We start from the raw sequence: 25,650 nt of genomic DNA, 5'->3' as shown, positions 1-25,650 counted from the left end.
CGGTCGGCCCGCGCGGCGCCTAGCGCCCCTTGAAGTCTCCCGGCCGCTGCTCGAAGAAAGCCTCAACGGCCTCGCGGTGATCCTCGGTGTGGTGACTGACAGACTGCAGAGCGGCAGAAATGTCGAGGAAACCATCCAACTCCATCGACCGGGCGTGACGGAGCAATCGCTTGGTCAGCCGCACCGAGTGGGGCGGTTTGGCGGCGATCTGCTCGGCGATGACCCGGACCCGGTGGATTAGATCGTCGGGTTCCACCATCTCGAGCAGGATCCCCATCTCGACCGCCTCCTCGGCGGTGACGATCCGGGCGGTGAAGGCGAGTTCGGCAGCACGCTGGAATCCGACGACCCTGGGCAGGAACCAGGCGCCGCCGTCTCCCGGGATGATTCCCAGGTCGATGAAGGTGTGGGCGAAGCGGGCTTCGGTCGACCCTATCCGCAGGTCGCACATGAGGGCGATGTCGAACCCGGCGCCGACCGCCGCTCCGTTCACTGCCGCGATGGTTACCAGGTCCGTCGCCAGCATCAACCGGGGGATCTGCTGGATCGAAGCCCGGTACTTCTCGGAGATCTCGTCCGGGCTGCCTTCGAACAAGCCGACGCCGGCCCGCATGTCCTTGATGTTCCCGCCGGCGCTGAAAGCCGTTCCCTCACCGGTGATGATCAGGACGCCGACATCTGGGTCGGCGTCTGCATGGCGAACTGCCGAAATGAACTCGTCGAGCATCTCCGGGCCGGTGATGGCGTTACGGATGTCCGGACGGGTCAGCGTCAGGGTGGCGATGCGACCCTTGGAGGTGTATGTGATGTGTTCCATCGGCTAGGAGGCGGCTTCGACGAAGGCGCGGGCCTGCTCGGGGTCGACCGGAGCGGTGGTCACGTGGTCCCTCTTCAACGCGGTTCCGGCGATCACGCCGGTTGCGGTTTCGAGCAGCCCGGCGACGTTCTCGATCCGTGAGCCGGAACCGACGAGAAGCTGCGCATCGGGAACGGCGACGTGCACCCTGCGGAGATCTCCGACATCGGGTTCCTCACCGGTACCGGCACCGGAAACGATCAGCGCGTCGGCGAGGCCCCGCTCCCAGGTGTCTGCGGCGGCCTGGGTGATCGAGAGTCCTGGAGGTGGAACCGCATGTTTGACGAACACGTCGGCGAAGATTCCCACCTCGAGACCGAGATTGCGGCGCATTCGGGCAATCTCGGCGGCACGTCCAGTGATGAGCCCCTGGTCGGTCTGCATCGAACCCGACAACACATTGACCCGGATATAGGAAGCGCCGGTGACCGCCGCAATCGCCAGCGCCGACTCTCCGTCGTTTCGGAGAACGTTGACTCCGAACGGAATGGTCACCGCGCGGGCTATTTCAGAAACGGCGGCGGTCATCGCCGCCACGGTCACGGCGGGTACCCGATCGGCGAAGAAGGGTACGTCTCCATAATTCTCGATCATCAGGCCGTTGAACCCGGCTGCCTCGAGCGTTCGGGCATCTTCGACGGCTGCGCCGACGAGGGAGTCGAAGTCATCCCGGTAGCCGGGAGCCCCGGGAAGGGCACCGAGGTGGACCATTCCGATCAGGCGCGGGAACATGAGGATCACATGTAGGCGCGGGCGACGCGCAGTGCCGTCTCGGCAACCTCGCCCTGAGCCTTTAGAGACTTGGCCTTGCCGGCGTCCATCCGCTGAACCGCCACCCGGCACCATTCACCTGCCTGGCCCTTGATCACCTGATCGGTGTCGGCCGGGCCGAAGACCCACTTCGACCACTGCGGTCCCAGGACCTCGATCCGGACGGGCTGCGAGTACTCCTCGCCTGCATATTCGAACGCATAGGGGAGCGACTTCCAACCGAGCCAGGCGATGTGTCGAAGCCTGAGGGTGTCCTCACACTCCTCGCCCAGCGACGAATAGATATCGAGACCGTGGGCCCAGGTCTCCATCAGTCGGGCGGTGGCGAAGGTCCTGGCACTCATGTCCGATTTGAACCAGGGGACCCGCATGGTGGGTTCGCTTCTCGAAAGCTCCTCGATCACCTTGGCCCTGGCACCCCGCCACCACTCGATGACATCCTGAGCACGCATGGCCCGCCCCGGCAGGACGCCTGCCTGCGTGAACGCTTCGTCGTTGGGGTACTGCGCAGCTTCCGATTGGCGGGACCCGCCCTCTGCGAGCGCGTTGTAGGCGTACTCCTCGAAAGTGGCGAGATGACTGACCGTGTCGCGGATCGACCAACCGGCCGCCGGGGTCGGACGCTCCCAATCCCGAATCGCTACCCGCTGGAGGAACTGATCCAGCGATTGCTGCTCGGCAACGAGGTCGGAAAGAATCTCACGCACCGGCGTAATGGTAGCCGTTCCCCGGGCCGGCAGATGCCCCAGGAGCTACCAGGGGCGCTCGAGAAGTTCGTCTCTATAGGGTGGCGGCAGCTTGATTTCCCGGGGCGCGGCATCGATGAGATCGTTCAGAGCGTCGACGAGTTGCCTCAGTCTTCCGAAACTCCTGCGATCGAAGTGCAGCGCCACTCTGTCGGCCTCGACGGAGTCGCCGTCTTCGATCTCAGGGTCCGTCGGGGGAATCGTCGTGATCTCGCCATCGACGAGAATATCGGAGAACTCTTCGTTCAGGGCTTGCAGCTGTGCTTCGTCCGGCCCTTTGTTCAGACGGAGAACCAGGATTCCCTTGACGTAGCGCTGCGACTGGTAGTTGGCGTAGAACCGGCAGATCTCGTCGGCCGCAGCTTGCGGATCACTGGTGATCGTATAGAGATGAACGTCCTCTGGGGAGATCATTCCGGGGCCTATGAGACTCGTGTCGACGAAGTGCTGCCAGCCCTCCCAGTAGCCGAACCCTTCGGGTTCGAGCAGGACGATCGGGTGGAGGTCGCTCTTTCCTGTCTGGATCAGCGTGAGCAGTTCGAATGTCTCGTCCATCGTGCCGAATCCGCCGGGGAACAGGGCGAAGGCGTGCGACTCCTTGACGAAACCGAGTTTGCGGGTGAAGAAGTACTTGAAGTTGATCAGCCGGTCGTCGTCGATGTGTGGATTGGCATCGGATTCGAAGGGCAGTCTGATGTTGACCCCGAACGAGGCTTCTTTTCCCGCCCCCTGGTTTCCGGCTTCCATGATGCCCGGTCCGGCACCGGTGATGACCCCCCACTTCCGATCTTCCGCCATGATCCTGGCGAACTCGACGGCCAGCTGATAGTTCGGATGATCGGACTGCGTACGCGCCGATCCAAAGATCGTCACCTTCGGTATTTCACGGTGACGGGAGAAGACCAACATCGAGTAACGCATCTCTTTGAGCGCTGTGTTCAGGAGCTTGAGGTCGCCCCGGTCTGCCGCGTCGCGGTGAAGTTTCAGCGCGGTCGTCACTATTTCGGCGATGAGGTCGGTATTGCCGTTCTCGACACCGGCGGCATCGACGAGTTCGGTGATCTTCTGCTCGAGAACCGGGTCCCCGATCGCGTATGGTCGCATGGATTCCTCTATTGCGGTGTAGTAACGGTAGTCCACCCGGAGAACTGTCCCAGCAACCTCGTATCTTCGAAACGAATCGAGATAGGAGGTTCCCATGCCGGCTGATCTAACGGCTCGCAACATCCGGACCGTCGATCAGTACCTCGAGCTGGTAGCCGGGACGATATTCGCCTCAGGGCTCTCCTGGGAAGTGGTCGAGCGAAGATGGCCGGAGACCCGTTCAGCCTTCGCCGGGTTCGCGGCAGTGAAGGTGGCGGCCCTCTCCGACCGGGATCTTCACCTACTGAGCGGCGTGCCGGGAGTGATCGCCAACACCGCGAAGATCGAGGCAGTCCGCGCCGCGGCGCGATTCTTGGTCGACAAGAGAAACGGGCACGGTTCTGTCGGCCGCTGGCTCGGCTCGCTGGTCGGGTTCGAGCACCAACAGCGAGCCTTGCGCGAACTGCGCTTCGTCGGCCCGTTCGGTGCCTACTACGTGTTGTCGGTCGCCGGGTTCGACGTCCCGGAATACGATGAGTGGGAGGAGGCCTATTCGCCGGCGGCGCGCACCGGATGAAAGCGCGTGCGGTCCCGGGAAGTGGAACCCAGAACCCACAACGCTCCGGCTTGGGGGAATCGCTGCGCCTACTTGCCGAACACGGGCCCCTTCGGTCCCTTGCGCACTACTGCACTCCACACGGTCTCGTAATGGTCCCGGTCGAAGGTATCGATCTGCGGCAGCACGAACTCCTCCCACGCCCTTCGCAGAGGATCCGCAGCCTCTCCGTATACACGCAGTCCGGTCGGCACACGGTCCAGCACCGTGCGGAGGCTCATCGGCGTCTCGACACGCGTGGCGACGTCCGGAGCGGTGAAAGAGGCGTTGACCTCGGCCGCCAGGCGGCTGATGGCGTCGCCGAACGGTTCCGCCATGGACGGATAGCGGCGCTGGACCATCGTCTTGATCTGTTCGACGACCGGGAACTCCTTCTCCCAGATGACCCACCTGTCGGCGAAAGCCTTGTTCAGCGTTTGGGTTCCGGCATAGTCCCGCAGATCGGTCGGGTTCATGGTGCCGAACAGGCGAACATCGTTGCGCAGATGGACCGTCTCGCCGGTCGGCAGATCCAGCGCCGCGTACCTGTCGAGGAGACCATGCAGCGCGAAGAGCGTCTCCGCTCCGGCCGCATTCAGTTCCGACAGGTTGACCAGCGACGGACCCCGGAGCGCCCGGGTGATCTCGCCGTCTTCCCACCTGCTCTCGGTGCCTCCCTTGCCGTCGCCGTGGAGAAGAGTCGAACCGATCAGCGTCACGTCGCGCACTTCACCGGTCAACGGGATCCGGTAATAGGGGAGGCGCAGCATTGCCGCGAACTGCTCGATGTCGTGGTCCTTTCCGGTACCCATGTGGCCCCGGACCGCTATATGGAGTGGTTGATACCCTTCAGGGAAACGACGGCGGACGTCCTCCATTGCCGCGAAGCGATAGAGCATCCCGAGATCTACGTAATGAGGGTCCTTTTCCGGGATCTTGCCTACCCGGTGTGCGTGGTCCGGGAGATCGGTCGGCACCTCGAACTGCTCGAGTTCGATCGGCGGTCCCTCACCGCTCGGATCTGTGAAAACTACGGTATCAGGCACCTGCCTGCTCCTTCCATGTTGTCATGCGTTCTTGTGTTGCCGCCCTCGTCCACCACTCGTCCAGGCCCGACAATGCAAGGCTTCGTCTCAAGGCCCCCCGCACGCCATCGACCATGGCGGTTGCCAGCGCGTCGGGACGCTCAACGACCTGATGGCGGCCGTAAGCCATCTGGACGGTGTCATCACCGATCCCGATCCCGAGGACCGTCGTGCCGCTGTGCTCGACGCCGTCGACCGAACGGGCGAGTGACTCCAGCGAACCGCGGGTCATACCGTCCGCCAACACGACCAGCACGCGGACGGTCGCCCCCAGCCGGGACAGGCGCTCTGCCGCGTAGCTCAGATTGAACTCGTCGACGTTGGCGGCTTTCTCGAACATTCCGACCGGTGGTGACTCCTGCGGCGCCTTTCGGGCCTCTGCGGCCGCCCGGGTGGGATGGGCCGCGGAGTAGAAGAGCCCTGCGAGGAGATCCTCCGACGTTCTCCAGCGGGAGTTGAACGGCTTCACCAGATAGTGGTTGATCGTGTTGGTCAATCTGTCGGCCGCCTGGCCCTGTGATCGACGCAGACCACCTGTTGTCTGGCTCTTCCGTCGCGAAAACGACCATTCCGAGTCGTCGGGGCGGGCGCTGAAGGACCGATTGAACAGGGCAACCTCGAAATCGATCTGTAGTTCGTCACAGAGCCGGGCGAGCGTCCATGCTCCCAGTGTGGCTGCGGCCAGACCCCAGGGTGCGGTACGGCTCCCGAGGCTCAACGGGCGGGGTTGCAGCATCGATGCCGAGCCGTCGATGAGCAGCGACACCGCATAGCTGCGTCTGCTCCGCAGTGCCCGGCGTTCGTACATACGCTGGTACAGACCGGCGCCGAGGAACAGAGGTGCGTGTGGAGAGATGTCACCGGCGTCGTAACCGGAGCGAAGTCCCCGCCGCTGGTTGGCTGCGAACAGCGGAAACAGCTCTCCCGACACCTGTCGTTGAGCGACCCCCCAGGCCGAAGCCGCTTCGATGAGAGTCTCCCGACCGGCGGCGCCGAAACGGCGGAAACGCTCCGGGAACCCTGAAACCATGAGCCGGCCGCCCTGGCCGGTGGGCAGGAAGACGGTCGGGGCCTGGCTCACCCGGAGCAACTGGTCGGTTGCCGCGTCGTCCGCGACGTCGGACGGTCCCTTTTCTCCGTCTGGTCCGGCCCGCTGCTCGATCTGGCGGGTTCGTTCGTATCCATCGAGGTTCTGGACGATCGGACTCAACAGGCGCACCTGATCGACCCCGTCCTCGAGCGCCTGACTGTCGAGTTCCTCCCGGTTCTTCTTCTCGGCCGCGGATTCGTTCGAAGCTGCCTCCGAGGCCAGTCCGTGCAGTTTGGCTACCTCCAGAACCTGAAGGGCGAGTGTCGCCACCTCCCAGGCATCCTCCGCCTCCTTGACCGCCTCGAAAAACGGGGTGGCATCGGCGAGGGCCACGGCCACCTTGGGCTGTGCGGCTTTCTCGAGGGTCTCGCGTTCGACGTGCTCTCCCACGAGTGCGAATCCGGAAATAGCGAGCTGTCCCAACGGCTTGGCGGCCTCCATGGCCGACCTGATGGACGACTGGTACATGTCGGTCAGAACGGAACGGGCACCCGGATAGGAAGCCATACCGGTCAGCTCCTGACGGCCGTCTTCGAGCGCGAAGAACATCGAGACGGCGGCTGCGCCGCCTGCCTCGGTCAGGGCGGTGAGCAGATCGACCGGTGCTTCCGACTCCGGCGCTTCGCGACCGAGGAACCATGAGGAGGGGAGCGGACGCTTTTCCTCGAGGTCCGTCGAGACAAGGTGGACCACCTCGTGCAGGGCGGATGCCAGGGCTACCTCGCCGGGAGTGACGGGAGCACGTCGCGTGTAGGCGGCCTGGAAGACTCCGGGGTCCAGAACGATCTCGCGGTGGCGAGCAGAAGCCGAAGACCCGAGTCGAACCAGGAGTTCCTCATCCCCGGCCAGGTTGCGAGCTACCCGTGTGACGGCCGGAGCGACCCGTTGATAGCGGGCAACCACGTGCTCGATGGCCCGCTCTTCCGGAGGGAGGATCTCGTGGAATGTTGAATGGGCGCGCACAGTCGAACATTGTCTCACACCTGCACAAGCAGCGCCCGACCCTCAACCGGTAGGTTATGTGCATGGAACAGCACGATCTCAGCATCAACGACGTCAAGCTCCACATACGCGTCTCGGGGGATCCCGATGCTCCGCCCCTTCTCCTGCTGCACGGATGGCCTGATTCGGGAAGGTGCTGGACCAAGGTGGCTCCGCTGCTCGCCGATAGATACCGGGTGATCGTTCCCGATCTGAGGGGGTTCGGCGTTTCGGACGCCCCGCCCGAGCTGGAGGCCTACCGGATGCCGGTTCTCCTCGGCGACATTGCCGGGCTCATCGAATGGGCGGGCGGCGGGCCGGTGTACATAGCCGGACACGACTTCGGCGGCGCCCTCACCTGGCAGGCCGCCACCTGGCTGGGGAACCTGTTGAATCGTGCCGTCGTGCTCGCCGCTCCTCATCCCCTCCGCATGCGTGAAGTCGGAGCCGGCAACGTCGATCAGTTGAGTCGCTCGTTTTATGTCTGGCTCATGCAGTCCGGAGGAGCAGGGATGCGGCTTCTCTCCTCCGACGACTTCTCGCTGTTGGCCCGTTTCGCTTTCGGCACCTCTGCCGGGTTCACCGACGAAGACCGTGAGGCATATCGAGCCGAGTGGCGTACACCCGGCCGATTCGAGGCCATGGCGAACTGGTATCGGGCCAACTTCCGACCCGATCTCTTCAATCCGGAGGTGCCGCTCGAGTTGCCGCAAGTGCAGGTTCCGGTCCGCTACATCCACGGTGAGTTCGACTGGGCCTTTGCACCCGGAATGGAGACCGGTTCGGGCGCCTTCGTCGACGCGGATTTCGACGAGAAGCTCATCGGAAAGGCGTCGCACTGGATGCCGCAGGAGCGACCGGAAGAGGTTGCAGAGTTGATAGGTGACTGGATGTCCCGGTGATACCGGTCGCGAGTCGACGATCGCGCGCCGGTCTGATCCGGCGGCACGTACAATGCGCCCAATGCATTACGACCTCACGACCCTGCCCAACGGACTTCGGGTCATCTCAGAGACCATTCCGAGCCTCCGTTCGGTAGCCGTCGGCTGCTGGGTCGACACCGGTACCAGGGATGAGACTGCCGGCGAGGCGGGTGCGTCCCACTTCCTCGAGCACCTGTTGTTCAAAGGATCGGAAGCCGTCGGCGCCCGGGAGATCTCGGAGTCCTTCGACTCTATGGGTGCTCAATCCAACGCGTTCACCAGTCAGGAGTACACGTGCTTCTGGGCCAGAATGCTCGACAGTGACCTGGACGAGGGGCTGCGGCTGCTCGGGGAGATGTTGCAGCGTCCGGCTTTCCGGCAGAACGAGATCGACTCCGAACGTCAGGTTGTCATCGAAGAGATCAACATGAACGAGGACGATCCAAACGACGTTGCTTTCGAGCGTTTCCACGAAACGGTGTTCGCCGGCCATCCGCTCGAGCGTCCCATCTTGGGTACTCGCGACTCGATCCGGGCGATGACGAGAGACGATCTCGTTGAATACTGGCAGCGACGTTACGGAGCCGGATCGACGGTGATCGCCGTCGCCGGGTCCATCGAACACGATCGGGCCGTCGAACTGGCGGGCAAGTACTTCGGCGACTGGACGGGTGACGCCGTACAGCATGAATACCAGCGGGCTTCCATCGTCCCGAAGGTCTCGGTAGTGCACCGGGACACAGAACAGAGCCATCTCGTGCTGGGCGGGGAGGGCATGACCCGCGACGATGAACGACGCTATGCGTTCGAGATCCTCCACCTGGTTCTCGGCGGGGGTATGTCGTCGCGGTTGTTCCACACGATCCGCGAGGAGCGGGGCCTTGCATATGCGGTTTACTCGTTCAAGATGCCTTTTGCCGATGTGGGCGCCTGGGCCGTGTATGCGGGGACCACGCCGGCCCAGACTCCGACGGTCCTGACGTTGGTGCGGGAGGAGCTGGCGAGAATGGCATCCGGCGGTATCAGCTCGGATGAACTGAAGCGGGCACAGGGCAACTTGCGCGGAAGCCTGGCGCTGGCACTCGAGGATCCGAACAGCCGAATGGTGCGGCTCGGGCGCCAAGAGCTCACCGGCGGTGAGCACATTTCCGTCGATGAGCGAATCGCGCGTGTAAACGCGGTGACCAAGGCCGACGTCGAGCTGGTGGCACAGCAGATGCTGTCCGGGCCCTATGTGATGGGGGCGGTCGGTCCGTTCGAAGCGGCCGACCTCGAGGAGTTCGTCTCATGAGGGTGGCCGTGTCCGGGGCAGCCGGTCGAATGGGCTCGCTGGTCGCCGACGCCGTTCGCCGCGCAGCCGACCTGGAGCTGGCCGGCTTGTTCGATCCGTCGACCGACGGCGGCCGCGGGGTTTCGGCGGATCCTGAGGTGATCCGCGGAGCCGACGTAGTCGTCGAGTTCTCCGTTCCGGATGTCGTGATGGCCAACCTGGAGCGCTGGCGGCGGACTGGGGTTCATGCTGTGGTGGGGACTTCCGGGTTCACCGCCGGGCGGATGGAGGAACTCCGATCGTTGTGGGGAAGCGGACCCCCCAACTGCCTCATCGCTCCGAACTTCTCGATCGGGGCGGTGGTGATGATGCGCTTTGCCGAACTGGCCGCGCCCCACTTCTCGGCCGCGGAGGTGATCGAACTACATCACGACCGCAAAGCCGACGCTCCGTCCGGCACCGCGATGAACACCGCCGAACGGATAGCAGGGGCCAACCCGAACCAGCAACGGCATGTCGAATCCACCGAGTTGGTAGACGGGGCGCGCGGTGCAACGGTCGGTGGCGTGCCGGTGCATTCAATCCGCCTGCCCGGATTGCTTGCCCATCAAGAGGTCTTGTTCGGCAGCGAGGGCGAGTCGTTGACGATCCGCCATGACACAACCGACCGTGCTTCATTCATGCCCGGAGTACTCCTGGCCGTGCGAAACGTGGCCCACCTACCCGGTGTCACTCTTGGCATCGAAACCCTCCTCGGCATCTGACACCTCCGTTCGGCCCGTCCGATGACCCGGGAACAAGGGACGGCCCGGCGACGTCGAGCGCGAATCTAGGTCGGCTCGACCAGCAGTCCGGTCCCTACTCCGAGTATGAGAGCAGCCAGGATCACGCCGCCGATGGCGAACCGGTACTTTTGCGGTTGGTCTGCGTAGCGGGCCACGAAGAAACCGAGCACAGTCCACACCGTGAGGTCGAGAGGCCAGGAGAAAGCCAGGTCGCCGCCGATGCCGGTGATTATCCCGGTCACCGGCCCTCCGGCAAACAGAAACGGGTAGGCGATCTGCTGATCGAGTCCGATGAGCAGGGCGATGACCAACATGGCGACGGCGAAGCCGACGAAGGTGAGCGTCGCCAAGGCGGCCGGACGACATCCGACCCCTTCTCGGTCGTTGTTCTCGGGATCAGTCATGGGATCATCCTCCGGCCGGTCCGGCTATTAGAGCAGGATCGACGTCCTCCCCTTCGAGCGTCGAAACGAACAGCAGCAGGGCTTCGCTTCGAGTGGCGGCGTCGCCCGCTGCTCGTAGGGCTGCTTCCTCGATCGTCAGACTGAGGATCTGCGCGTACTCGTCGAATGTGCGCCCCAGTGCGATCTTCCAGCCGTCGGCCTCCAGTCTGAACCACATCGCCGGTGAACCGCCGATCTCGCCGGTGGCCTCGTCGTCGATCAGATTGATGGCGTCGAACTCGATCTTGTCGATGGGCGGAAACACCAGATCGTCCGCGACCGCCGTCAGAAAGACGTCGGAGGCGGTCATCGTGCGCAGGTCCTCGCCGGAGAACCTGTGTCGAAGTCGCAAGACGAGGAAGGCGTCCAGGTAGTCCAGATCGTCGAGATGCACGTCTGAGGCGGCCAGGAGCAACAGATCGTCGAACAAGTCGAGCGTCCCGCCATCGACGAAGGCAAGCGCACCCGGCCCATCCGCCGCGGCCAGGGCGGCGGAGTAGCCGTCCAGGGCTGCCCGGATGTCGAGGGCCGCCTGGGGAACAGTGGTGGTGGTCGAGGCAGGAATCGTGGAGGTTGTCGACGTCGTGACCGTGGTCGGTGGAGGGGCCTGGGCGGCGGAGGTGACCGGTGAATCATCCGAAGAGCAGCCGGCTGCAACAACGGAGAGACAGAGCAGCAGGAGAAGGCGGCGGGTCATGGGGGAGTAATGGTAGAGGCTCTCATGTGTGCCGAGATGCCAGGGCCAGCGTTGCGAAAGTCGGAAGCCAATGCGCTCCTGCGAAGTGTTCGCCGGTGACGGCGGCATCGCCCGCGAACAGATGATCGTCTGCCGCCCCTACCAGGCCGGGTATGCGCTCGTCGTCGGGCGGAAGGGCATCTGCGACCGTTCGCAGCATCCAGGCCCGTGACAGGTTCAGTCCCTCCAGATGCGCGAGCCGGCCGTCGGATGGGTCCGGGCAGTCGACCGGAACGAACCTCGCCAGATCCCGACCGAGAGAAGGAAGGAGGTCATCGAGGAACCCGGCGAATGGCTCCGGCTCGATCAGGCGCCGCATGAGATCGGCGGCGGAGAGCGCAGGAGAGAGAAAATCGTGCGGACCCGGTTCGTCCAGGAGTGACCGGGCGCCCGGTTGCCCCCACCACGCCAGCGCAGATTCGCGAATCATCTCGGTAAGGCCGTCCTCATTCACGGCCGCCCAATCATGCATCAGGCCGAGTGAGAAAGCCGTATTGCGGTGCAGACCGACCTCGTCCGGTTGCTCCAGCTCGTCGAGCCATTCGCCCAGCCTTCGGGCCGCCAGCCGGGTCAGAGGTTCGAGTGCCGCACTCCAGCCCGGGGCCTCGGCCCTGGCGGAACGATGAACCTCGGCATCCAGCGTCAAGACCCAGGCGAGGCCGTACGGTGTCTCGAACCCGGGAGCGCCCTCGATCGAGCGTGCCTCGATCTCGATCCTGGACGGATCGAGGGCGAAATCGAGTGCGGCCGCCAGTTCGGCATCGAGCTCCGGCGAAACTCCGAGTCCGAGGATCCGCAGCATCGTCCAATGGCTGTGCACCGCCGAATGCCAGTCGAAACAACCCCAGAACGAAGGCGTGAGCTCACGCAACGGGACACCGGCGTGGGCCGAGTGCAGCAGCGGGTCTTCGTAGTGAGGTTCGGCGGTCCGGGACGCCCTGAGCGCGATCGCGGCATACCTGTGCAGTGAGTCGGAGAGGCTCACCCCGCGTTTGCCCATCCGGCTAGGCCTCTGTGATCGTGACCCGGTTGATCGTGCAATCGCTGTTCGGCCGGTCCGAGCGGTCGGTCGGCGTCGACGCGATCGCGTCCACGACGTCCATTCCCTCGGTCACTTTCCCGAAGATCGTGTACGAGTGGGGAAGGCCGCCGTCGTTGTGCATGATGAAGAACTGGCTGCCGTTGGTGTTGGGTCCGGCGTTGGCCATCGCCACCGTTCCGCGCGTGTAGGAGCCGGGACCCTCGATCTCATCGCGGAACTTGTAACCGGGCCCGCCACGACCGGTTCCCGTCGGGTCGCCTCCCTGGATCATGAACCCGGAGATCACACGGTGAAAGATCACGCCGTTGTAGAAACCGTCGCGAGCCAGAAACACGAAATTGTTGACGGTCTGCGGTGAGCGCGCAGCATCGAAATCGATCTCGATGTCCCCGTGGTTCGTGTGTAGCGTTGCCGAGTAGGCTTTATTGAGGTCGATCTCGAGAGCCGGAGGAGCGGAATACTGCTTGGCCACGTTGGGTCCCTTCGTTGGTGAGGCCATGCAGTGTAAGCGGATGCCCCGGCATTCGGCCGACCCGCGGCGGAGGCCCGATCTGGGCATCGTAGGTTTGGCGAACGTTCGAAGGGAATCAGATGCGTCGTTTCATTCTCTTGACGGCGGCTGCGCTGCTCACAGTTGCATGTGGGGCGGAAGAGCCCGCTGCTACGGACTCGACCGGCACGCTTGCCTCTCCTTCGACTACCTCCGTTGAGGCTCCCTCCGGCGACTCGACCACGACGACCGGGAGGGTCACGACGACCACCGGCGCAACCACGACCACCTCGACGAGCACTGTTCCGGTGACCGTCGACTCGCACCTTCCGACCGCGCTCGGTTCCGGTGAGATCCCGTGGGGAACGGTCGGCGAAGGGTGGTACTTGGCTCTCTACGACTCGTCCAAGGCAGCCCCGACCGGGCCGTCCGAGGTTCGTGAAGGCCCCGTCGTGCTCTATCTCGTCGGGCCGGACGGGACTCGCTATGAGGCTGCCTCCTGGGCTCCGGACGATCGGCCGTGGAGCATCGGCGATGTCCGGCCGGATGGAACCGCAGCCATCGTCATCGGGAACGGGGCAACGTTCGACGACACGAAGTGGGTTCTCGTTGATCTGCCCACCGGGGCGATGCAGACGGTTCACACCGCGACGTTTCCGGAAACCACCTACGGATGGGGTCCATTCGTCAAGCTGACCCGTCCGTCGGGAACGAATCTCGTGGTCTACCGGAGCGACGGTGTCGACGAGTGGCTCGAGCGTCGTTCGCCGGGAGGATCGGTGCTGGCAACGCTCTATCGACAGCCGTACGTCGACGCATTCGGTTCCCTCCGCTGGATGTACGGCTACGACGGCACGAGTCTCCTGGTGACCCATCACGGCGGGATCGCACATGTGGCCAACGACGGTGCGCCGATCGGTGAGCTGTGGGTCCCGTCAGATCATCGGTGCGAACCGGTTCGCTGGTGGGACTCCGACACCTTCCTGGCCACTTGCTACGGTCTCGGTCCGGCTTCGGCGCCGATCGATGAGTACGGGAATCCACACACGTACTACGGACAACTGTGGCTGCTGGAAACGGACGGCTCGGCGGGAACGGCTCTGACGGCTCTCCCCACCGAACCGGTCTTCGTCGGCGACTTTGGCCATCACGACGCCTGGCCGGCAGGTCCGACGACCTTCGTCTCCTGGAGTGGTGATTGTGGAGCTTCGGCGGCGCAGGTTCTGCGCGCAGACGGAACCACCGATGCGATTGCCATATCGATGCCGCCGGAGATCATCGTCGACGGGTGGTCGATGGTGGACGTCGTAGACGGCCGGATGGCCGTCTACGCCTGGCAGGGTTGCGGCGCCGAGGTGGGAGTTCTGATGGCGGCCGACTTGCAAGGATCTGTTACCCGCGACCTCGTCCCGGTGATCGGAGATGCTCGGGGCGTGATCTCGGTGCGCGGCCTCGCCGAGCCGTATCCCTAGTTTTCTCAGCAATACTGTTGCGCGTGGGGGTTGACAGCATTGCTGAGAAAACTCAACCCGGATTCTCGGCAATGTAGTTGCGCGTGGGGGTTGACAGTATTGCTGAGAAAACTCAGAAGAGGGCGTTGGCCAGGCGGCGCCTGTATTCCGGAGTCAGCGGATTCTCAGCGCCGAGGAGTTCGAAGACGTCCAACATCGCGGCGCGTGCCTCGTCTGCGAGGTCCCCCTTGCGGATGATCACTTCGAGGAGAAGCCCAAGGCTCCGTTCGTAGGCTCCGGCTGCCGCGAGTTTCTTTGCCAGATCGATGCGCAGCCGGTCGTTGTCCGGATCTGCGGACAGGCCGTCCTCGAGTTCTTGAACGGGAGCGCCCGCGCCCGTTCCCAGGCGAGCGGCAGCCCGGACACGGTCGACGGCAGCGCTCGATGGGAACGGTTCGAGAACGGCCAGAGCGCTCTCCGCGTCGCCGCCGGCGAGCAGAATCCCGGCGACCGCTACTGCGGCACCTTCGTGGGAGGGATCAGCTTCGAGAACTTTGCGATACATCGCCTCGGCTTCGGCCGTTCTCCCTTGGTTGGCCAGCTCGTCGGCAGCCGCAACGAAGTCATCCATGGGGTTGGGCAAGATCTCCGAGAGCCACTCTCTCACCTTCGCCTCCGGGAGGGCCCCGGTGAACTGCGACACCGGTCGGCCGTCCTTGAAAGCGACTACGGTCGGGATACCCTGCACACCCATCTGCCCTGCAAGAGCCTGGTTCTGATCGACGTCGATCTTGGCCAGCTCGAAGGAGCCGTCCGCTTCTTCCGTCAGTCGTTCGAGTGTCGGCCCCAACGTCTTGCACGGTCCGCACCATTCGGCCCAGAAGTCGACAACCACCGGAACCTCATGCGATCGTTGGACTACCTGCTGATTGAAATCTGCTGTGTCTACGTCTCGTACGTGGGGCACGGCTGCCTCTTTCCTGCGTTCTTCGGTCCTTCAAGATTAGTGCCGGCCTATCGCCTATCTCGAAGGCTCTAGATGGCGGTCTGAACGCTCTAGGCTTCTATTAGACGTATAGGAGGCAGGTCGTTGAAGGCACCATTCGGTGAAGTCCTCACCGCCATGATTACCCCGTTTACCGATTCGGGAGAGGTCGACTACGACAAGGTTTGGCGGCTCGCCCGCTTCCTCGTCGACAACGGTTCCGACGGGCTCGTAGTCACCGGCACCACCGGTGAGGCACCGGTTCTCACCGCCGACGAGAAGGTTGCGATTTACCGTGCAGTCGTCGAGGCCGTCGGTGACCGAGCCACGGTGGTGGCAGGCACCGGGACCTACAACACAGCAGAGTCGGTCGAACTGTCCCTGCGCGCCGCCGATGCGGGTGCTCATGCGGTGATGGCCGTGACACCTTATTACTCGAAACCCGATCAGAACGGGTTGATACGCCACTTCTCGACCATCGCCGATGCGACCGATCTTCCCGTCTTGCTCTACAACATCCCGGGGCGGTCCGCCCGGCTCATCGAAGTGGATACGCTCGTCCGCCTGTCTGCCCATCCCAACATCGTGGCGGTAAAGGATGCGGTCATGGACATCGATCACACGGCAACTGCGCGCCTCGCATTGCATCCAGACTTCGCCATCTACTCGGGCCAGGACAGCTACACCCTGGCGATGATGGTGGTCGGCGCGATCGGCGTCGTCTCCGTTGCCTCGCACCTGGTCGGCCGCCAGATCAAGCGCATGGTCCGAGCGGCCCATGACGGCGACTGGGCAGAGGCTCAGCGCCTCAACTTCGGCTTGCTCCCGGTTTTCTATTCATGCTTCACCGAACCGAGTCCGATGCCGGTCAAGGGAGCGATGAGCCGTATGTGGGAGCCGGTGGGAGATCCTCGAGCACCTCTGGTTCCGGCCGCGGCGGCCACCATCGACGCGATCGAGCTGGCCGTCGGAGAGGCGCAATCCTTATGACCGTTGAGGTCAGTTTTCTCGGGGGTCTCGGCGAGATCGGTCGCAACTGCGCGGCCATTGAGATCAAGGGGAAACTAGCCCTGATCGATTGCGGGCTGATGTTTCCCGAGGAGGACATGCTCGGTGTAGATCTGGTCTTTCCGGACTGGTCCTGGCTGCTCGAGCGTGCCGAAGACGTCGAGTGCGTGATCCTCACTCACGGACACGAGGATCACGTCGGCTCACTGGCTTACTTCCTCAACGACCTGAACGTTCCCGTCTACGGCACCGAGTTGTCTGTGGAACTGGCGCGCGGGCGCATCGAGGAACTGGGTGTCGACCCTGACCTCCGTGCTGCGGAGACGAACGAGTGGATCGAGCACGGTCCGTTCAAGTTCATGCTCGTGCCGGTCTCTCATTCGATTCCGCAAGGCGCCGGGGTGGCGTTCGATACCCCGGAAGGCTTGATCGTTCACTCCGGGGACTTCAAACTCGACCCGACGCCGATCGATTCGACTCCGACGGATCTGCCGACGTTCGCCCACCTGGGGCGGCGCGGCGTCCGGCTCTTGCTGGCGGATTCCACGAATGCAGAGCGAACCGGGTTCGTCCCCTCAGAGCGTTCCCTCGCAGGGCCGATCGAGCGAATCGTCCACACGGCACCCGGCCGGGTGATCGCCGCGTGCTTTGCGTCTCATGTGCACCGCGTTCAACAGATCGCCGATGCCGCATTGGACGACGGAAGGACAATCGCCTTCCTGGGACGATCAATGCACCGTGTAACCGGGGTCGGGTCCCGACTCGGCGTGCTCGACATTCCCCAGGACCGGATCGTTGATGTCGAAGATCTGGTTGGCCTTCCTGCGGACCGTCAAATGCTGATTACGACCGGAGCGCAGGGAGAGCCCTTCGCCGCCTTGTCGCTGATGGCTACGGGCAGCAGCAAGTTCGTCGAACTCAATGAGACGGACACGGTGCTCATCAGCGCCACTCCCATCCCGGGCAACGAGCGGGCCGTTTCGCGGGTCATCTCGAAGCTCCATCGGACGGGAGCGCGGGTCTATCACGGCCGCAATGCCCACGTGCACGTGTCCGGCCATGCTGCACAGGAGGAGTTGAAGACGTTCATCAACGTGATACGTCCGGACGCCTACATCCCGATTCACGGCGAGTACCGGCACCTGTCGGCCAACGCCGACCTGGCCGAAGAGATGAATGTGCCGCTGGTCTTCGTCCTCGAAGACGGGGATCGGGTCGTTCTCGACGGTGAAGACACCTTCGTCGAACGTCGGGCCTTCCCGGCCGGGTACGTCTACCTGGACGGATCGGGAGTCGGTGACACCAAGCGGGCGGTGCTCCGCCGTCGCCGCCATCTCGCGGATGAGGGGGTGGTGGTGATAACCATCGGTGTCAACGTTGATCGGTGCCTGGTCGAGTACGGGCCGATCATGGACAGCCACGGTTTCATGGATGAGCCGGACGCGGTCCTCGCCAAGGCGGCGGACGCGGTCCGGACGGCGATTCAGAAGATGGCCGAGAAGGGTCGCAAGACGGATCACAGCGCTTTGCAGCAGACGGTACGCCAGGCAGCGTCGACGATCATTCGTTCGGAGACATCGCGCCGGCCCGTTGTCCTGCCTCTCATCCTCGAAACATGACGTTTTCGCGCGACAATCTGCCCCAATAGGTGCCGAATGTCGCGCGAAAACGATGAGGTCGTTGCTCGAGTCGGAGGTCGTGGCTCTCGACCGCTTCAATGCGGAGATCGACCGGATCACGAGCTCTGCTCCGTAACGGTTCGCGCGCTCCGCGCGAGGTTGCGCGCGGAATGATTGGTGGAGCGAGCGGCCGGGTGTAAAGTAAACCCGAATGGCTACCCGGACACCCACCCGCCGGGGGACAAACGGTCGGAAGCGGGTGTCCAACAAGACAACCAAGAAGAAGACATCTCGGAAGAGCGGCCTCTCCTCGCTGGCGAGACTGCGAGCTTTTGTCCGGGAAACACTCGGCCGACAGGCCGACGACGTTTGGGGTGTGGTCCTTCTCGTTGTCGCCGCTCTCATGGGCCTCGGTTTCATCGGCGAGGCCGGCCCCGTCGGGCGGGGCATCGTGTCCACGCTCCGTCTGCTCTTTGGTTTGTGGTCCGTGGCGTTCCCTGTTGCGCTGGCGGCGCTCGGGGTGGTGTTGATCATCGGCAAGCATCGTGATGATTACGGGCGGTTGACCATCGGCCTGGTCACAGCCTTCGTCGGATCGTTGTCGCTCTTCCACCTCCTCACCGGTTCCGTCCCTCTCTGGCCGGATGTGGATCAGGTAATCGAACGCGGCGGGGCCGTCGGTTCGCTTGCTTCCTTCCCGTTGCGCCGGTTGATCGGCTACTGGGGCGCATTCGTGGTGCTCGCCTCCGTGACGTCCGTGGGCGTCCTCATCCTTTCGAAAGCAACCGTGCGGCAACTCTTCCTGGCGCTCGGTGAGATCGGTCGGGCGGTTCGATTCTGGGCACGGTCGCTGCAGATGCCGGTCCGGCCCGCCCGCCATGCCAGGGCGGCCGCATCCGGTGCGCATCGACCGCAGGCCCCCCGGCCGAAACCCGTCTCGCAGCCGGTGGGCGCCCAGAAGAACAGGGCTCCTTCTTCGAAGCCGAAGGGCCAGGCGCGTCCCGGTCCGGGACAGACCAAGATCGCCCTCCCGGAACCCAAGCCGGGAGAGGGTTATCAGAAGCCACCTCTGGAACTGCTGAAGGGCGGCGGTGGCGAGTCACAGTCGAAACGGATACTCGAGCAGACCGCGCTCGATCTCGAAGATACTTTGCGTCAGCACGGTGTGGACGCCCGGCTGACCAAGATCGTGCCGGGGCCGACGGTCACCCGCTATGAGATCGAGCTCGAGCCGGGAGTCAAGGTCTCCCGGGTCACGAGTCTCGCCAACGACATCGCCTATGCGCTGGCCACTCCGGACGTCCGTCTGCTCGCTCCGATTCCCGGCAAGAGCGCCATCGGTATCGAGGTTCCGAATCGAAAGCGCCGCCTGATCACGCTCGGCGACGTGTTGCGGGCTGCTGAGGAGGAGTTCACCGGGCATCCGCTCGAGGTGGCGCTCGGTATGGACATCTCCGGCCGCCCGAAGTTGATCAATCTGTCCGAGCTTCCCCACGTATTGATCGCGGGAGCCACCGGCGCAGGCAAGTCCTCGTGCATCAACTCGATCGTGACCTCCCTCTTGATGCGCACGACTCCCGACGACGTGCGTTTGATAATGGTGGACCCCAAACGGGTCGAGCTCGGCCAGTACAACGGTGTACCGCACCTGTTCACCAAGGTCATCACCAATCCGAAGAAGGCGACCGATGCTCTCAAATGGGCGGTCGCCGAGATGGACCGTCGATACGACCTGCTCGCCGACGCGCATGTGCGCGACATCATCGGCTACCGGGAGAAGTGGGACCGCGGCGGCCTGGATCCGGACGGCTTCGATCGTTTCCCATACGTGGTAGTGGTCGTCGACGAGCTGAACGATCTGATGATGGTGGCCGGTCGTGAAGTCGAGGATGCCATCGTGCGCATCGCACAGATGGCGCGGGCGGTCGGGATTCACCTCGTGATCGCGACGCAGCGGCCGTCCGTCGACGTGATCACCGGAGTCATCAAAGCGAACATCCCGAGCCGCATGGCATTCTCCGTCGCCTCGCAGGCCGACAGCCGGGTCATCTTGGACGGCGGCGGCGCGGAAAAGCTGATCGGAATGGGTGACATGCTCGTTGTCACGGCCAAGGAGCCCAAGGCCGAGCGCATCCAGGGCGGCTGGGTGTCCGAAGAGGAAGTGCACGCGGTGGTCGGCTGGGTCAAGAAGCAACGTGAAGTGCAGTACCAGGACCAGGTCATCGAGACGCTGGCCAAGGAAGCGCAGGCCGTTGCCGAAGATGCCGACGACGATGACGCCGAGTTGATCCGGCAAGCCATCGAGCTGGTGGTGAGATCTCAGCTGGGCTCGACCTCGATGCTCCAGCGCAAGCTACGGGTCGGATTCGCCAGGGCCGGGAGGATCATGGACGTCCTCGAACGCAAAGGTGTGGTCGGGCCGTCTGAAGGGTCGAAAGCTCGCACCGTCTTGATGACGATCGACGACCTCGATTCGATGTTTGCTTCGTCGGAGGCTTGATTCGAGAAATCCCTTACGGCCTGGGGACTCTGCGTGGATAATGAACGGACGAGGAGGCGTACCGTGAGTGATTTCGAGGCACCCCAGGATCCGCCCGAGTCGAGTCGGCCCGATCCGTTCGCCGGTGAGCAGGGTTCGGCGCTGCCGGACTCCGACACCCTTGTCGTTGGGGCGGGACAGCCCCTCGTAGCTTCGAAGGGTCGACCGTGGATGGCGCTGGGAGCGGCAGTACTCGTCGTTGTGGTGATCGGTGGCGGTGCTCTTGCCTTTCGTTCGTTCTTGTCGACGTCGGTCGCTGCGGCCGAGGTGATGCCGCCCGATACCGAGTTCTTCTTCAGCATCGATTTCCTCCAACTGATCGAGGGAGACGCGCGCAAACTGAACGACACGATCATCTCGATGATCGAAACCTCCGGTGAGGTCGAGGCCCGAGACATCCTCAACGTCGACGGCCTGGTGAGGGAGATCGACGCGGCCATGTCGGACGCCGTCGGAGTCGACTTCACCGACGACATTCGTCCCTGGGTGGGAAGGACCGTCTCCTTCTCGATGTCTGGATTCGAGAGCCTGACCTCGAACGATGTCCCCGAGGTCCTCCTGGCCGTCGAGACCCGGGACGGCGGCGCCTCGGACGTGTTCCTCGAGGACTTCGCCGAGGGCCTCGGACGGGCCACCGGTGTCGACGTGGCGCGGGTCACACGCGATGGAACTGTCGTGTACACGGCGTCGGATGATTTCGAGTTCGATCCGGCACTCGTCTTCGCGCGGGTCGGATCGATGGTGGTCTTCGGCACCGAGAGTGCCGTGGAAGGTGCCTTGGCGGCTGAGGGAGGAGCGTCGCTGGCCGACGATGTCACCTTTGCGTCGGTGATGGATTCGCTCCCCCCGGACCGATTGATGTCGGTCTACTTGAACGGCTCCGTCGTCTCCGACGCACTCGCATCCGAAGGTCTGGCCACCGAAACCTTCGCCGGAATCGGCTTCGACGCAGTCGGCGCCTCCGTCTCGATCGCCGACTACGGAGTCAGGGTCGAGTCGGTTGTGCTCGGGTCGGAACCGGCTGGTGGAATCACACTCGAGATGGGCGGCGTGACCGGCGACCTGCCCGTCGACACCCTGGCGATGTTCGGTGGATGGTCGGTGGCGTCCTACTGGGAGACGATCACCACGACCCTCGGGGAAACCGAGACCGACGATTTCCTGGCCGAAGCCGAGCGGGAGACTGGAATCGACTTCGGGAGTCTTCTCGGCCTCCTCGATGCTCCCTCTGCGCTGGCGGTGGTGACGACGACCGACGGTGCGATGGCCCAGGAGATCGGCTATCCGATCGGCGTGATGGCGCTCTTTGGAACGACGAACCCGGGCGAAGTCGAAAGGACCGTGGAGGACCTCGTCGGTTACGCCCGTGATAACGGCCTCGACGAAATCGCCCGCGCCACGTTTGATTCCGGAACGTTCTGGATGCTGGGTCAGATAGGCAGCGAGACGGCCGTATTGGGTGTCACCGATAGATACCTGGCAGCCGCCTCGTCGGGTTCGCTGGCGACTTCAATCGGCTCTTCGCCCTCCTTCGCGGACAGCACTCGTCTGGCGGCGGTCGCCGAGGCGATAGGCGTCGATCCTGGTTCTGTGGTGTTATATGTCGACACGCAATCCCTGGTAGAGCTGTTCGAACCGGCTCCCGAGATCGCCGCGGCGCTCGGTCCGCTCGGGCAGATGGCGGCCGCCTTCGAGACGGAAGGCGGGAGATCCCACGGTGTTTTCGTCTGGATGATCGACTACGTAGACGAGTGATCCTGCCGTGCTCTCGAGGGGTGGTTCCTGGCAGGCGCGGCCCGGATTTCCGGCTTCGGCAAAGCCACTAGCCTGTGCGCCGTATGCTCCAGATTCTGACGCCAGAGGGGGAACTGGTTGGTGATCCGCCGGTCGATATCCCCATGACGCGACGTCTCTATCGCGCGATGGTGGCGGCACGTTTGTACGACCGCAAGGCGACTTCAATCCAGAAACAGGGGCGGCTCGCCACATATGCTCCTTTCGAGGGTCAGGAAGCCGCACAGGTCGGAAGCGCCGCCGTGTTGCGTCCCGATGATTGGATGGTGGCCACCTATCGAGATGCCGCCGCCATGTGGATGCAGGGCTACCCGTGGGAGTTGCTGCTCGCAGGCCGAACCGGACACGAACGCGGCGGATCCCCTCCCGACTATGTGAACGTGCTCCCGCCTTCTATCACAGTGGGTGCGCACATGCTGCACGCGGTGGGTCTCGCCTGGGCAGAGCGGATGCAGGGCACCGACCGGGTAGCGATCACCTACTTCGGGGACGGCGCAACCTCGGAGGGCGACTTCCACGAGGCCATGAACTTCGCCGCAGTCTTTCGGACCGGCACGGTGTTCCTGTGCCAGAACAACCACTACGCCATTTCGATGGGCATACGGGATCAGATGGCGACCGAGACCATCGCCCAGAAAGCCGGCGCCTACGGCATCCCGGGCGTCCGGGTCGACGGCAACGATCTGTTCGCGATGTTCAGGGCGACGAACGAGGCGGTCCAACGGGCCAGGCGGGGCGATGGGCCGACGTTGATAGAGGCGGTTACCTACAGGCTCGGTCCCCACACCACCAGCGATGACCCGACTCGTTATCGGCAGGAAGAAGAAGTCGAGGAGTGGCGTCCACGGGATCCTCTGGAACGCGTGCGTCGCTATCTCGAGACGCATCAGGCGTGGGACGAGGAGTGGCAGAAGTTGATCGAGGGCGAAGAGGGGGACGTCGTCGAACGGGCAGTCCAGCTGGCAGAGGGCCTCAGCGCGCCGGATGTGGACGACCTGTTCGATTCGATGTTTGCCGAACCGACCTCCGATTTGGAGAGCCAGCGGCGTCTCCTCGAATCTGAGGGGGGATAGTGGCCGTCCTCACGCTGGCACAGGCCGTCACCGACGCCCTCGACACTGCATTGGATCAGGACGATCGAGTGCTGCTGATGGGGGAGGACGTCGGCAAGACCGGGGGAGTGTTCAGGGTCTCCAACGGCCTCTACGAGAAGTACGGCCCGGCGCGGATCATCGATGCCCCGGTGGCCGAATCAGGCATCATCGGCACTGCATTCGGAATGGCCGTCGCCGGAATGCGGCCGGTCACGGAGATCCAGTTCATGGGCTTCTCCTATCCCGCCTACGACCAGATCGTTTCACACGTGGGCCGAATACGGAACCGTTCCAGACACCGTTTCACGGCCCCGATGGTGATTCGCATGCCCTACGGCGGCGGTATCGGGGCGGCGGAACACCACTCCGAATCCACAGAGTCGATTTATGCGCACACACCGGGAGTGAAGGTGGTCGTCCCGTCGACTCCCTACGACGCCAAGGGGATGCTGCTTCAAGCGATCGACGACCCGGACCCCGTGATCTTCCTCGAACCGATTCGCCTGTATAGATCGGTCAAGGAGGAGATTCCCGACGGACCGTATCGCGTTCCGCTCGGCCTGGCGCGCGTCCTGGTGCCCGGCGAGGATGTGACGGTCATCACCTACGGGGCGATGACCGTCGAGGGGCGCAAAGCGGTGGCGATCCTGGCTCAGGAGGGGGTCTCGGCAGAGTTGATCGATCTCCGCAGCATCGTTCCATTCGACGTCGACACCGTCGTCGGGTCGGTTGAGAAGACCGGCCGGGCCGTGGTCGTGCATGAAGCCCATCGCACGGCCGGGTTCGGAGCTGAGGTCGTGGCGCAGATACAGGAGCGCGCCCTTTTCTCTCTCACCGCTCCGGTCCAACGTGTTACGGGCTGGGACATGGTCGTCCCGCTCAAACTGGCGGAGCATCACTACGTGCCGACCGCCGATCGAATAGTCGCGGCCGTCGGAAAGACACTGGAGGACTAAGTGGCCAAGGAGTTCCGGCTGCCGGACATTGGAGAAGGCCTCGCCGAGGCTGAGGTGGTGCAGTGGTTGGTCGAGATAGGGGAGGCGGTCGGCGTCGATCAGCCCCTCGTCGAACTGGAAACCGACAAAGCCGTCACCGACATCCCTTCGCCGTACGCGGGTGTGGTCCTCTTTCGAGGCGGGGAGGCCGGCTCGACTATCAAGGTCGGTGAGATCCTCGTTGTAGTCGGATACGCCGGAGAGAAATGGGCTCCGCAGGTCGATGATGCGGCGAGCAACGAGGTCGCCCCCATCGTCGGTACCCTGTCCGAGGAGGCCGTACTGCTGGGAGCAGCCGAACGTGAGGACGTCTCGGCGGCCGCCGACCGGCCGAAAGCACTACCGCTCGTGCGGAAACTCGCCAAGGAGCACGGAATCGATCTCGAGGATGTGCAGGGGTCGGGACCGCACGGTCGTATCACCCGTGATGACGTACTCGCTTTCGCGGGAGGCCCCGCAGGCGACGATAGAGAGCGGCCGATCGTCCGGCCCGCCGAAACGGAGTCTGCGGAGAAGGCCACCGTTGCCTCTGCGGTCGCCCCGGAACCGGGGCCTGTTGCGGAGCCCGCCGGCGATCACGAGCGTGTTCCAATGAGCGCGATGCGCCGTACGATCGCCGCCCGAATGAGCCGGTCCTGGTCCGAGATTCCTCATGTGACGGCCTTCGATTCGGCGGACGCCGCACGCCTGCTGGCGGCCCGTCGGGCACTGGCACGCAGATCCGACACCGATATGCCGATAGAAGTACTGATTATCAAGGCGGTCATACCGGCGCTGCGGGAGTTCCCCGAGTTCAATGCGACCATCCAGGGCGACGAACTGGTTCTTCTGCGTTTCTACAACCTCGGCGTCGCCGTCGACACCGACGGCGGATTGATCGTTCCCGTCGTTCACAACGCGGGGGAACTGGGCATTTCGGAGACCGCCGCGGAGATCCTGCGTCTCGCCGAATCGGCCCGCTCCCGTCGGTTGGAACCGGGGGATCTGTCCGGTGCGACGTTCACGATTTCGAACATCGGCGCAGTCGGCGGCAGCTTCGGCACGCCGATCATTCCCTATGGAACGACGGCGATTCTGTCGGTCGGTCGGGCGGAGGACCAGCCGGTGGCCCGTGACGGAAAGGTGACCTTGGCTCCGATGATGCCGCTCAGCCTTTCCTACGATCACCGGGTAATCGACGGCGGCCTGGGACGCCGGTTCCTGGCGATGGTCGTGGAGAACCTGGAGGAGCCGGCTCTCTTCCTGGCCGAGTAGATTCGCGCCTCGCAA

23 protein-coding genes are annotated in these 25,650 nt (G+C 63.9%); 12 read left to right on the top strand and 11 right to left on the bottom strand.

The annotated features are described in order from the left end of the window. Positions 1-19: 19 nt before the first annotated feature. The 4 genes from VLT15_02280 to VLT15_02265 are packed head-to-tail and all read right to left on the bottom strand — an operon-like array spanning position 20 to position 3,477. Positions 20-817, bottom strand: a complete 798-nt coding sequence (locus VLT15_02280) for an enoyl-CoA hydratase-related protein (GenBank protein ID HSR44042.1) — start codon at positions 815-817, stop codon at positions 20-22. A 3-nt stretch (positions 818-820) separates the two neighbouring features. Next, complete coding sequence (locus tag VLT15_02275; protein HSR44041.1) at positions 821-1,588, bottom strand: BtpA/SgcQ family protein; 768 nt, start codon at positions 1,586-1,588, stop codon at positions 821-823. Positions 1,589-1,593: 5 nt separating this feature from the next. Beyond that, positions 1,594-2,334: a maleylpyruvate isomerase family mycothiol-dependent enzyme gene (locus VLT15_02270; protein HSR44040.1), complete on the bottom strand. Its 741-nt coding sequence runs from the start codon at positions 2,332-2,334 to the stop codon at positions 1,594-1,596. Between the two features lie 45 nt (positions 2,335-2,379). After that, positions 2,380-3,477 (bottom strand): TIGR00730 family Rossman fold protein, encoded by a 1,098-nt coding sequence (locus tag VLT15_02265; protein HSR44039.1) that lies wholly within the window; start codon positions 3,475-3,477, stop codon positions 2,380-2,382. A gap of 94 nt (positions 3,478-3,571) precedes the next feature. On the opposite strand from VLT15_02265, the gene VLT15_02260 reads away from it, so the two are divergent. Beyond that, a complete protein-coding gene (locus VLT15_02260; protein ID HSR44038.1) occupies positions 3,572-4,033 on the top strand; it encodes a DNA-3-methyladenine glycosylase I in 462 nt (153 codons plus the stop codon). 68 nt (positions 4,034-4,101) lie between these two features. On the opposite strand, the gene VLT15_02255 is transcribed toward VLT15_02260, so the two are convergent. Then, the gene (locus VLT15_02255; protein HSR44037.1) at positions 4,102-5,097 is read right to left on the bottom strand and encodes an AAA family ATPase; all 996 of its coding nucleotides are present in this window, start codon (positions 5,095-5,097) and stop codon (positions 4,102-4,104) included. Beyond that, complete coding sequence (locus tag VLT15_02250; protein ID HSR44036.1) at positions 5,090-7,189, bottom strand: hypothetical protein; 2,100 nt, start codon at positions 7,187-7,189, stop codon at positions 5,090-5,092. Before VLT15_02250 ends, VLT15_02255 begins: the two co-directional genes overlap by 8 nt. A 62-nt stretch (positions 7,190-7,251) precedes the next feature. Between VLT15_02250 and VLT15_02245 the strand changes: the two genes are divergently transcribed. The 3 genes from VLT15_02245 (at position 7,252) to dapB (ending at position 10,164) form a co-directional block, all read left to right on the top strand. Beyond that, complete coding sequence (locus VLT15_02245; GenBank protein HSR44035.1) at positions 7,252-8,109, top strand: alpha/beta fold hydrolase; 858 nt, start codon at positions 7,252-7,254, stop codon at positions 8,107-8,109. Between the two features lie 61 nt (positions 8,110-8,170). Continuing rightward, positions 8,171-9,421: a pitrilysin family protein gene (locus tag VLT15_02240; GenBank protein HSR44034.1), complete on the top strand. Its 1,251-nt coding sequence runs from the start codon at positions 8,171-8,173 to the stop codon at positions 9,419-9,421. Beyond that, positions 9,418-10,164 (top strand): 4-hydroxy-tetrahydrodipicolinate reductase, encoded by a 747-nt coding sequence (gene dapB / locus VLT15_02235; protein HSR44033.1) that lies wholly within the window; start codon positions 9,418-9,420, stop codon positions 10,162-10,164. Before VLT15_02240 ends, dapB begins: the two co-directional genes overlap by 4 nt. A gap of 65 nt (positions 10,165-10,229) precedes the next feature. Here dapB and VLT15_02230 read toward each other — a convergent pair whose 3' ends face one another. From VLT15_02230 to VLT15_02215, 4 genes are read right to left on the bottom strand one after another with little or no spacing between them, the layout of a single operon-like run. Next, on the bottom strand, positions 10,230-10,589 hold the full coding sequence (locus VLT15_02230; GenBank protein HSR44032.1) for a hypothetical protein: 360 nt from the start codon (positions 10,587-10,589) through the stop codon (positions 10,230-10,232). Between the two features lie 4 nt (positions 10,590-10,593). Further along, a complete protein-coding gene (locus tag VLT15_02225; protein HSR44031.1) occupies positions 10,594-11,325 on the bottom strand; it encodes a hypothetical protein in 732 nt (243 codons plus the stop codon). Positions 11,326-11,347: 22 nt separating this feature from the next. Beyond that, a complete protein-coding gene (locus tag VLT15_02220; GenBank protein HSR44030.1) occupies positions 11,348-12,349 on the bottom strand; it encodes a DUF2891 family protein in 1,002 nt (333 codons plus the stop codon). A gap of 19 nt (positions 12,350-12,368) precedes the next feature. Further along, the gene (locus VLT15_02215; GenBank protein ID HSR44029.1) at positions 12,369-12,905 is read right to left on the bottom strand and encodes a peptidylprolyl isomerase; all 537 of its coding nucleotides are present in this window, start codon (positions 12,903-12,905) and stop codon (positions 12,369-12,371) included. Positions 12,906-12,997: 92 nt separating this feature from the next. Here VLT15_02215 and VLT15_02210 point away from each other — a divergent pair, with 92 nt between their 5' ends. Continuing rightward, a complete protein-coding gene (locus VLT15_02210; GenBank protein ID HSR44028.1) occupies positions 12,998-14,368 on the top strand; it encodes a hypothetical protein in 1,371 nt (456 codons plus the stop codon). Between the two features lie 112 nt (positions 14,369-14,480). On the opposite strand, the gene trxA is transcribed toward VLT15_02210, so the two are convergent. Continuing rightward, positions 14,481-15,314, bottom strand: coding sequence for a thioredoxin (gene trxA, locus VLT15_02205; protein ID HSR44027.1), 834 nt, complete (start codon positions 15,312-15,314; stop codon positions 14,481-14,483). A 123-nt stretch (positions 15,315-15,437) separates the two neighbouring features. Here trxA and dapA point away from each other — a divergent pair, with 123 nt between their 5' ends. From dapA to VLT15_02170, 7 genes are all read left to right on the top strand, one after another. Then, positions 15,438-16,322 carry a 4-hydroxy-tetrahydrodipicolinate synthase gene (gene dapA / locus VLT15_02200; protein ID HSR44026.1) on the top strand — a complete coding sequence of 295 codons (885 nt, stop codon included), beginning with the start codon at positions 15,438-15,440 and terminating at the stop codon, positions 16,320-16,322. Further along, positions 16,319-17,959, top strand: a complete 1,641-nt coding sequence (locus tag VLT15_02195; GenBank protein HSR44025.1) for a ribonuclease J — start codon at positions 16,319-16,321, stop codon at positions 17,957-17,959. The genes dapA and VLT15_02195 overlap by 4 nt, the downstream gene beginning before the upstream one ends. 259 nt (positions 17,960-18,218) lie before the next feature. Next, positions 18,219-20,459, top strand: a complete 2,241-nt coding sequence (locus VLT15_02190) for a DNA translocase FtsK 4TM domain-containing protein (GenBank protein HSR44024.1) — start codon at positions 18,219-18,221, stop codon at positions 20,457-20,459. Positions 20,460-20,522: 63 nt separating this feature from the next. Further along, on the top strand, positions 20,523-22,253 hold the full coding sequence (locus tag VLT15_02185; GenBank protein ID HSR44023.1) for a DUF3352 domain-containing protein: 1,731 nt from the start codon (positions 20,523-20,525) through the stop codon (positions 22,251-22,253). An 83-nt stretch (positions 22,254-22,336) separates the two neighbouring features. Next, the gene (gene pdhA, locus VLT15_02180) at positions 22,337-23,365 is read left to right on the top strand and encodes a pyruvate dehydrogenase (acetyl-transferring) E1 component subunit alpha (GenBank protein HSR44022.1); all 1,029 of its coding nucleotides are present in this window, start codon (positions 22,337-22,339) and stop codon (positions 23,363-23,365) included. Beyond that, a complete protein-coding gene (locus VLT15_02175) occupies positions 23,365-24,342 on the top strand; it encodes an alpha-ketoacid dehydrogenase subunit beta (protein ID HSR44021.1) in 978 nt (325 codons plus the stop codon). The genes pdhA and VLT15_02175 overlap by 1 nt, the downstream gene beginning before the upstream one ends. Continuing rightward, a complete protein-coding gene (locus VLT15_02170) occupies positions 24,343-25,635 on the top strand; it encodes a dihydrolipoamide acetyltransferase family protein (protein ID HSR44020.1) in 1,293 nt (430 codons plus the stop codon). Positions 25,636-25,650: the final 15 nt, after the last annotated feature.

The sequence above is a fragment of the Acidimicrobiia bacterium genome, from assembly GCA_035471805.1.
In the GTDB taxonomy this organism is placed as follows: domain Bacteria; phylum Actinomycetota; class Acidimicrobiia; order Spongiisociales; family JAHEDJ01; genus JAHEDJ01.
The sequence above is the reverse complement of the archived record's forward strand: the minus strand, read 5'-3'. Positions and strand labels throughout refer to the sequence as shown.